The organism is Mesorhizobium sp. WSM4817 (assembly GCF_055811135.1).
Genome location: NZ_JBVVQQ010000011.1, coordinates 192,948 through 201,800, shown reverse-complemented (window position 1 = coordinate 201,800; position 8,853 = coordinate 192,948). Strand labels below are relative to the sequence as shown.

At 62.3% G+C, this 8,853-nt stretch carries 5 protein-coding genes and 1 pseudogene; 5 read left to right on the top strand and 1 reads right to left on the bottom strand.

What is annotated here, in order from left to right; translation table 11 throughout:
• Positions 1-103: 103 nt before the first annotated feature.
• On the bottom strand, positions 104-859 hold the full coding sequence (locus AC0L2K_RS17370) for an SDR family NAD(P)-dependent oxidoreductase (protein WP_091600648.1): 756 nt from the start codon (positions 857-859) through the stop codon (positions 104-106).
• Between the two features lie 202 nt (positions 860-1,061).
• Between AC0L2K_RS17370 and AC0L2K_RS17365 the strand changes: the two genes are divergently transcribed.
• From AC0L2K_RS17365 to AC0L2K_RS17345, 5 genes and pseudogenes are all read left to right on the top strand, one after another.
• Positions 1,062-1,943: an AraC family transcriptional regulator gene (locus AC0L2K_RS17365; protein ID WP_473531918.1), complete on the top strand. Its 882-nt coding sequence runs from the start codon at positions 1,062-1,064 to the stop codon at positions 1,941-1,943.
• Positions 1,944-2,128: 185 nt separating this feature from the next.
• A pseudogene (locus AC0L2K_RS17360) lies at positions 2,129-2,762 on the top strand (tyrosine-type recombinase/integrase).
• A 662-nt stretch (positions 2,763-3,424) separates the two neighbouring features.
• A complete protein-coding gene (locus tag AC0L2K_RS17355; RefSeq protein WP_023799006.1) occupies positions 3,425-7,018 on the top strand; it encodes a GAF domain-containing protein in 3,594 nt (1,197 codons plus the stop codon).
• Positions 7,015-7,404: a response regulator gene (locus AC0L2K_RS17350; RefSeq protein ID WP_023799007.1), complete on the top strand. Its 390-nt coding sequence runs from the start codon at positions 7,015-7,017 to the stop codon at positions 7,402-7,404. The genes AC0L2K_RS17355 and AC0L2K_RS17350 overlap by 4 nt, the downstream gene beginning before the upstream one ends.
• Positions 7,401-8,651, top strand: coding sequence for an adenylate/guanylate cyclase domain-containing protein (locus AC0L2K_RS17345; RefSeq protein WP_128170353.1), 1,251 nt, complete (start codon positions 7,401-7,403; stop codon positions 8,649-8,651). Before AC0L2K_RS17350 ends, AC0L2K_RS17345 begins: the two co-directional genes overlap by 4 nt.
• The last annotated feature ends 202 nt before the right edge of the window (positions 8,652-8,853 follow it).

Genomic DNA, 8,853 nt, shown 5'->3' with positions numbered 1-8,853 from the left:
CCCCCCCCCCCCCCCCCCCCCCCCCGCCCCCCCCCCCCCCCCCCCCCCCCCCCCCCCCCCCCCCCCCCCCCCCCCCCGCTTCAGTTGTCGGGGGTCCGACTGATCAGATCGCCTGACCACCCGAAACCTCGATCCGCTGTGCCGTAACCCAACGGTTATCCTCGCCCAGAAGGCTTGCCACCATTGGCCCGATGTCATCGGGCAGCCCTACGCGGCCAAGCGCGGTCATCCCTGCGAACTGCGCGTTGACTTCGGCATTGTCGCGCACCAGCCCGCCACCGAAATCGGTCTCGATCGCTCCGGGCGCGACCGTGTTCACTGTGATCCCGCGTGCACCCAACTCTTTCGCCATATAGACGGTCAAGATTTCGACCGCCCCCTTGGCGGCCGCATAGGCCGAGAAGCCCGGATAGGACACGCGGGTCAGGCCCGAAGAAAAGTTCACGGTCCGCCCGCCATCTGCGATGAGCGGCAGAAGCGCCTGAACGAGGAAGAAGACGCCCTTCACATGGACGTCGAACAGACCGTCGAACTGCGCCTCGGTCGTATCGCCGATCATGGCGAATTCGCCGTGGCCGGCATTGTTGATCAGGTAATCGAAGCTGTCGCGGCCCCAGGTCTCTTTCAGCGCCGCGCGCAGGGTCTCGGCAAAGGCCGCGAAGCTGGCGACCACGCCGAGATCGAGCTGCAGAGCAACCGCCTTACGGCCCAGGGCTTCAATCTCGGCCACAACCTCGCGGGCCTGAGATGCGTTGCCGCGATAGGTGACGATAACGTCGCGGCCATGCCGCGCGATGCTGACAGCGATGTTGCGGCCGAGGCCGCGGTTGGCGCCGGTGACGAGTGCGATCTTGGTCATGCGGGAAGTCCTTTCATCCGAAGTGATGGGGACAACATGCGGCAAGAGCGTCTCCAGTTGTTGCCGATTCCTCGCGTAGTCTTGCCTGTTCCTGCAAATCTGGATCGGCCTTGCCATACAGGGTTTGCCAGAATGTTCGGATTTCTTGCCTGATCCTTCTTCAGGTCTTGCCTGAAGCGCCACCACCCTTCATCTTGCTCATATGAGCCGAACGCTTCTCGACCTTGTGCGCAGCTTTGCCGACACTCATGCCGACCGTTTCGGGGCAGCGTCGACGCCTATTCCCGGCCTGACCGCGATCCGCGCCACGGAGCCCGGCGAATTGCAGGTGGCTGTCAATCGGCCGCTGGTGGCCATGCTGTTACAAGGTGCCAAGCGGGTCACGATAGGGGCCGAGACATTGGAATTCGGTCCGGGCGAGTCGCTGCTGATCTCGGCCGATGTGCCCACGGTCAGCCAGATCACGCAGGCAACCCTCGGCACGCCCTACTATTCGCTGGCGCTGGAACTCGACCCCGTCCTTATGCGGGAACTCGCGGTCGAGATAGCGGCGGTCCCGGGCGATCCGCGCAAGCCTGTCCGAGTGGAGCCGACCGACGCAGATGTCGCCGATGTGGCGCGGCGTCTGATGCGGCTTCTGGACCGTCCCTTTGCCCTCCCGGTCCTGCAAGGGCCGTTGCTGCGCGAGATTCATTTCTGGCTTCTGGCGGGACAGCACGGATCGGCCCTCCGCAGCCTCGGCGGGGCCGATGGCCATGCACAACGCATCGCCCGTGCGGTCGCCATGATCCGCGAAAGCTATGCACGGCCGATCCGCATCGAGGAACTGGCCGAGGCCGCGGGGATGAGCACCTCGTCCTTCCACCAGCGTTTCCGCCAGACCACCACGCTGTCTCCCTTGCAATTCCAGAAGCAGTTGCGCCTGATCGAGGCTCGGCGCCAGATGCTGGCCGATGGCACGAGCGTGAGTTCGGCGGCATATGCGGTGGGCTATGAGAGCGTGCCTCAGTTCACCCGCGAATATGGCCGTCTGTTCGGCAAACCACCGGCCCGCGACATACGGCGGGCACAGATGGCTGCGTAGTCTGACTCTGCTTCAGAAGAAAGCGAGAGTCCGCTGTGGGTCACATCCAGGCCACCCTTTGAGCGCTGCGTACGTCCGCTTCTGCACCTCGATGGCCGAAAACTGACAGTCCGCAGTCGGCCCCCAAGCCCTCTCTTGGATACCCGTTTCCCTCTCGGCCGATGATAGCCGGAAGGAGATACACGATTGGACATTCTCAATATGATCCTGTGCTGCAGGAGCGACGGGCTTGGAATGCTGGGAAGAAGGTTGGCGCGAAACGAGCGCTGAAGCCTCGGCAGATATGGACGATCCGGTTTTTCTTGGATCGGGAGGCCCGATTGCGCGATCGAGCGTTGTTCGACCTCGCGATCGACAGCAAGTTGCGCGGCTGCGATCTCGTGAAAATCAAGATCGGCACCCTAGTGGTCGGTCACGAGATTCGGACGCGTGCGATGGTGGTGCAGCAGAAGACGGGCCGGCCGGTTCAGTTTGAGCTGATGGCTGACGCCCGGTCGAGCCTGCTTGCTTGGCTGGAAAGGCGAGGCAGGAAGCGTCGACGATTATGCCTTCCCGAGCAGAATTGACCATTCGGCCCACATCAGTAGGAGGCAGTATGCCCGTCTGGTCGATGAATGGGTCGGAGCGATCGGTCTGCGTCCCGAGGAATACGGCACGCATTCGCTTCGCCGCACCAAGGCATCGATCATCTACAAGGCTACCGGCAATCTCCGAGCGGTGCAGATACTCCTTGGTCACACCAAGATCGAAAACACCGTAAGATATCTTGGAGTGGACATGGAAGACGCGCTCGCTCTTGCAGAGGGAACTGAGATCTGACCGCAGGACGGCGGCCACTGGCTCTGCTACCGGGCTGCCGCTCGTAATCTTGGCAGCAACTTGTCACCCCAACGTCGCCTTGCCGCTCACGCCAAATTCTGTCGAGCGGCAGGGCGACGATGTCGGACATTGAGATCAGCATTGCCGCTTCCTGAAAGCCGACATCCCAAGAACCTCGCTGAGGGTCGTGGTTGCGCCATTTCTTGACATTCCGAGCGCTTCTGCGAACCGGACCTTCGCGCCAAGCCCCGGAATCGATCCCTTGCGGATTTTCCCTCGAAGAAGCCGAAAGGCAAGCCCTCGTCGCAAGTCAGCGGGGGAAAGAACAGTTCCTAATCCGACATTGTCGCCACCTCAACCAATATTGGCAATTTGCAGCGCATCGACACGGAGAGTCTTGCTGCGTCGTGTAAAATGGCTGCGTTGCTTCCGCTGCTTCGTGGGGACGGGGGCGCCCGGTTCCGTTGACCGGCCTGCGATTGGTCTGCAGCGCGATCAACTTGGCAATCGCGCCCAGCGCTCCGTGATCCGTATCATCGAACCGGAGGTGGTGCAGATGACACGGTTTGTCCCTAATTTTCAGGGCGCGAAGCGCCCGCGATCGGCAGTGGTACCAATGACGTATTCGGGCTATGCTTAACGCTGTGTCTGGGACCATTCCGATGAAGGAACTGGGTGTGCCGGGCTCGCTCATCGAGCTCGAGCAGAAGGTTGCGCTCCTCACCCAGGAGTTGGACGAGACTCGCGAGCAACAGGCAGCCGCTGCCGACGTCCTGAGGGTGATCAGCCGTTCGGCTTTTGACCTCGACGCGGTGCTCACTGCTTTGACGCAGACGGCCATCCGCCTGTGTGAGGCATCGCGCGGCGTCATATGGCTGAGCCGCAACGGGCAGCTATTCTTAGCAGCGCACGTCAATTATCCGGACGAATGGGTCGCCTATGTGCGAGCCAATCCGATCACGCCCGCAGCGGACGCAGTTACCACCTCGGGCCGTGCCGCGTTTGCTGGCGAGGTGTTCAACATTGAGGATGTGCAGAGCGACTCGCGCTGCAGCTCGCTTGCTGGCCATAAGCTCGCCGACTATGGTGCCGCGCTCGCAGTCCCGCTGAAGCGAGATGGCGAGGTGGTCGGTGTGATTTCGCTGTCGCGAACCGAAGCGCGACTCTTCAGCGACCGCCAGATTGCGGTCGTGCAGACATTCGCCGACCAGGCCGTTATCGCTATGGAGAACGTACGTCTCGTCACCAGCCTCGACGCCAGGAACCGCGAGGCGGCCGAAGCGTTCAGACAGCAGACCGCCACCGCCGATGTGCTCAGGGTCATCAGCAGGTCAGCATTCGACCTCCAGACCGTTCTCGATACCTTGACAGAGTCTGCAGCCCGTCTCTGTCAAGCGGACATGTCCGGCATCTGCCGTAGCGAAGGCCCCGGCTTCTACTATGCCAGCAGCTTCGGATTTCCGCCCGACTGGCTCGTCTACAACAAGGACCGTCGGCTCGATACGGGGCGTGGCTCGATTGTCGGCCGTGTGCTCCTCGACGGGGCCCTGGTGCAGGTCGCCGACGTACTCGCCGATCCGGATTATACCTATTTCGAACCGCAGGCGAAGGCCGGCTACCGAACACTGCTCGGCGTCCCCTTGATGCGCGAAGGCAAGGCGATCGGCGTGCTGGTGCTCGCCCGCCGGACGGTAGCGCCCTTCACCGACAAGCAGATCGAGCTCCTCGGAACCTTCGCAGACCAGGCCGTCATCGCCATCGAAAATGTGCGCCTGTTCGAAGAGGTCGAGGCACGCACGCGCGATCTCGGCGAAGCGCTTGAGCAGCAGACTGCGACCAGCGAGGTGCTGGGCGTCATCGCCGCTTCACCCACCGACATCCAACCCGTCCTGAAGACGGTCGTGGAAAACGCGGCAAGGCTCTGCGCGGCCTATGACGCCGCGGTTCTGCTGAAGGAGCAGGATTCGCTGGTCATCGCCGCGCATTTCGGCCCGATCCCGATCGACTTTACGAAATTTCCACTCAGACGCGATTGGGTGGCCGGTCGGTCGGTTGTCGATGCCAGGACTATCCAGGTGCCCGATCTCATGTCGGCAGGCGACGAGTTCGCGGCGGGGCGCGCAATGGCTGAGCGGCTCGGCCATCGCACCATACTGGGGACTCCCCTTCTGCGCGACGGAGAGGCCATCGGAACGATCCTGCTGCGCCGGACCGAGGTCGCACCCTTTACTGCGAAGCAGGTCAACCTGGTCGAAACCTTCGCCGACCAGGCTGTCATTGCTATCCAGAACGTCAGGCTATTCGAAGAGGTGCAGGCGCGGAACCGTGCGCTAACAGCGTCGCTGGAGCAGCAGACGGCGACCAACGACATTCTCAGCGTCATCTCGAGTTCGCCGACCGACGTACAACCAGTGTTCGACATGATCGCCGAGGCGTCGGCGCGGCTGTGCGAGGCGGAGTTTTCAGCAGTCTTTAGATACGACGGCGCGCTCATCCATTTCGTGGCTCAACATGGGCTCTCTCCGGCTGGTTATCAGGCGATGAGCGGCGCCTATCCCCTTTCGCCTGGCCGCTCTGGGGCTACGGCCCGCGCGGTACTGAGTGGCAATGTCGAGCAGATACCCGACGTGTATGAGGATCCCGACTACGCGCTTGGCGATGTGGTGACGGCTGTCACCGCTCGCAGCATCGCCGCAGTGCCTATGTTGAAGAACGGCCAAGCGATCGGCGCGATTGCGGTTGCGGGATCGGAGCCAGGACTCTTTCCGGCCCAGCAGATTGCGCTCCTGCAAACCTTCGCAGATCAGGCGGTCATCGCTGTCGAAAACGTGCGCCTGTTTGACGAGGTGCAGGCGCGCACCGCCGAGCTCGGCGAAACCCTGCGGCAGCAGACCGCAATCGCCGACGTGCTGAAGGTCATCAGTCGCTCGACCTTTGACCTCCAGGCGGTGCTTGGCGCTCTTGCCGCGACGGCTACGCGCGTATGCGAAGCCGATATGGGCTCTATCATGCGCCGCGATGGCGAAACCTATCAATTTGCCGCGAATGCAGGATTCCCGCAGGAACTGGTGGACTATGCGAAAGAAAACCCTCTGACGATCGGCCAAGGCAGCGCCACTTCGCGTGCGGTGCTGGACCGGCACACCGTGCACCTGCCGGACGTGCTCGCCGACCCCAGCTACACCTTGACCGACTTTCAGAGCCTCGGCGGCTACCGTTCGTTGCTCGCCGTGCCGCTGGTCCGTGAGGGATCGGCAGTCGGCGTCTTCATCCTGACCCGCTCGACTGTGCGGCCGTTCACTGAAAAGCAGATCGAACTCGTTGAAACGTTTGCCGATCAGGCCGTTATCGCTATCGAGAACGTGCGCCTGTTCGAGGAAGTGCAGAAGCGCACCAGCGAATTGTCGAGCTCCCTGGAGGAACTTCGGGCCGCTCAGGATCGGCTTATCCAAACCGAGAAGCTCGCTTCGCTTGGCCAGCTCACCGCGGGCATCGCGCATGAGATCAAGAACCCGCTCAACTTCGTCAACAATTTCTCTGCCGTCTCCCTAGAACTTGTCGAAGAGCTGCGGCAAGCGCTGGACAGTGCCCCTTTGGACGGACCAATTCGCAAAGAGGTCGACGAACTGACTGGACTGCTCAAGGGCGACCTCGAAAAGATCGTGCAGCACGGCAGGCGAGCCGACTCGATCGTCAAGAACATGCTGCTCCATTCGCGACAAGGATCCGGAGAGCACCGGCCGACCAGCATCAACGCCATCGTCGAGGAGAGCCTCAATCTCGCTTATCATGGGGCCCGCGCCGAACGGAGGGATTTCAACATCACAGTCGAGAAGTCCCTCGATCCCGACGCCGGCGATGTCGACTTATATCCTCAGGAGATCACGCGCGTGCTGCTCAACCTGATCTCCAATAGCTTTCATGCGACAACGCATCGCGGCCAGGGCGATGGCAACGCCTATTCGCCGGTGCTGTGCGCCTCGACGAAGAGCCTTGGCGACAAGGTCGAGATCAGGCTGCGCGACAACGGCACTGGCATCCCGCCGGAGGTGGTCGAGAAGATGTTCAACCCGTTCTTTACCACGAAACCAGCTGGCGAAGGGACTGGGCTCGGCCTGTCGCTCAGCCACGACATCATCGTGAAACAGCACGCGGGCACGCTCGAAGTGGACACAAAGCCGGGCGAGTTCACCGAGTTCCGCATCCTGTTGCCACGCGGCGCTGCATCGGTCGGCAAGAAGGCAGCCGCCCAATGAACCCGCTCATACTGGTGGTCGACGACGAACCAGACGTCGAGGTCCTGTTCCGCCAGCGATTCCGCCGGGACCTGCGTTCTGGCCGCTTCGCTATGGAATTCGCGCTCTCTGCACACGCGGCTCTTCGCGTGATCGGGGAGGTGGAGGGCACGACGTTGATCCTTATTCTCTCCGACATCAACATGCCTGGCATGAGCGGGCTCGAATTCTTACCGAAGGCGAGAGAGGCCCGTCCCGATGTACCGGTGATCATGATCACCGCCTATGGCGACTCCGAGACCAGGCGTACTGCGATGGAGGAAGGCGCCGCGGCGTTTCTGACCAAGCCGATCGACTTCTCCGCTTTGCGAGCGGAAATCGAAACCAGGCTACGGTGGGTCGCGTGACTGCGCACATCCTGGTGGTCGACGACGAGCCGGACCTGGAGGATCTGGTCAGGCAGAAATTCCGCTGTCATATCCGCGACGGCGCGATCAGCTTCATGTTCGCCCGCGATGGTGTGGAGGCCCTGGCGATACTCGATGGAAACGACGACATAGACATGGTGGTGAGCGACATCAACATGCCGCGCATGGACGGCCTTTCGCTCCTGCAACGGCTGCAAGAGGCCGAGGCTCAGCTGTCGACCATCATCGTCTCGGCGTACGGCGACATGACCAACATCCGCACGGCGATGAACCGCGGCGCCTTCGACTTTCTCACCAAACCGATCGACTTTCCCGACCTTGAGGCTACGATCGCCAAGACGCTGCGCCACATCGAGATCCTGCGCGAAGCGCGGCGCCGTCAGGCCGCCGCCGAGCGGGCGCATGCGGCTTTGTCGCGCTACTTCTCTCCTAACCTTGCGGAGCGGCTCGCGGGCGCGCAAGACAGCATCGATCTCGCTGGGCAGCGGCGCGATGTGGCGGCGCTGTTCACCGACATTGCCGACTTCACGATGCTGGCCGAAACGATCGAGCCGAGCGTGCTCGGTGACCTGCTCAACGACTATCTCGCTGGCATGAGCGACATTGTCTTTGGGCATGAGGGGACGTTAGCCAAGATCGTCGGTGACGCGCTTCACGTATTGTTCGGTGCGCCCGGCGACCAGCCGGATCATGCGGTACGCGCGATCGCGTGCGCGCTCGACCTCGACGCCTTCTCTCAAGCCTTCCGGGAGACCTGGCACCAACGCGGCATCGCGCTCGGCGTGACACGCATCGGCGTCAATGCAGGGCCTGCAATCGTCGGCAATTTCGGCCGCGGACGTTTCTTCGACTACACCGCCTACGGCGACTCCATCAACATAGCGGCGCGGCTGGAGGCGGCAAACAAGCAGCTCGGCACGCGCATCTGCGTCAGCGAGGCTGCCGCCAAGCAAGTGCCCGATTTTCGCGGCTTGCCGGTCGGAGACCTGGTGCTGAGGGGTAGGTCCGAACCGCTGCGCGCCTTCGAGCCACTCAGGCGGGAGCAATACGACGAGCCAGCAACGGCCGCCTATCTACAGGCATTTGCGAAGCTGGAAACTGGCGATCCGGGCGCGCTTGCCGCGTTCGCCGCTGAAGTCGGACAGTGGCCTGAAGATCATTTGGCCAGTTTCCATCTCAGACGCCTCTTGAACGGCGCGGTGGGCGCCAGGATTTCGATCGATTGAGGCGCCCCGCTTGAAGGTTGGGGGAAGGAAAGGCGGACCCAACATGCTCCCACGTGATCACCTACGTCTTCGTGCGGCGACGCTATCGTTACGGAGACGTCCGAACGCGTCCTATCGGGCTCGCGGGACGCTATCAGCCGAATCAACGACGACTGCTCGTTGATCTCAGAGCCGATCATAAGAATCTCCGTTTCTGGTCATG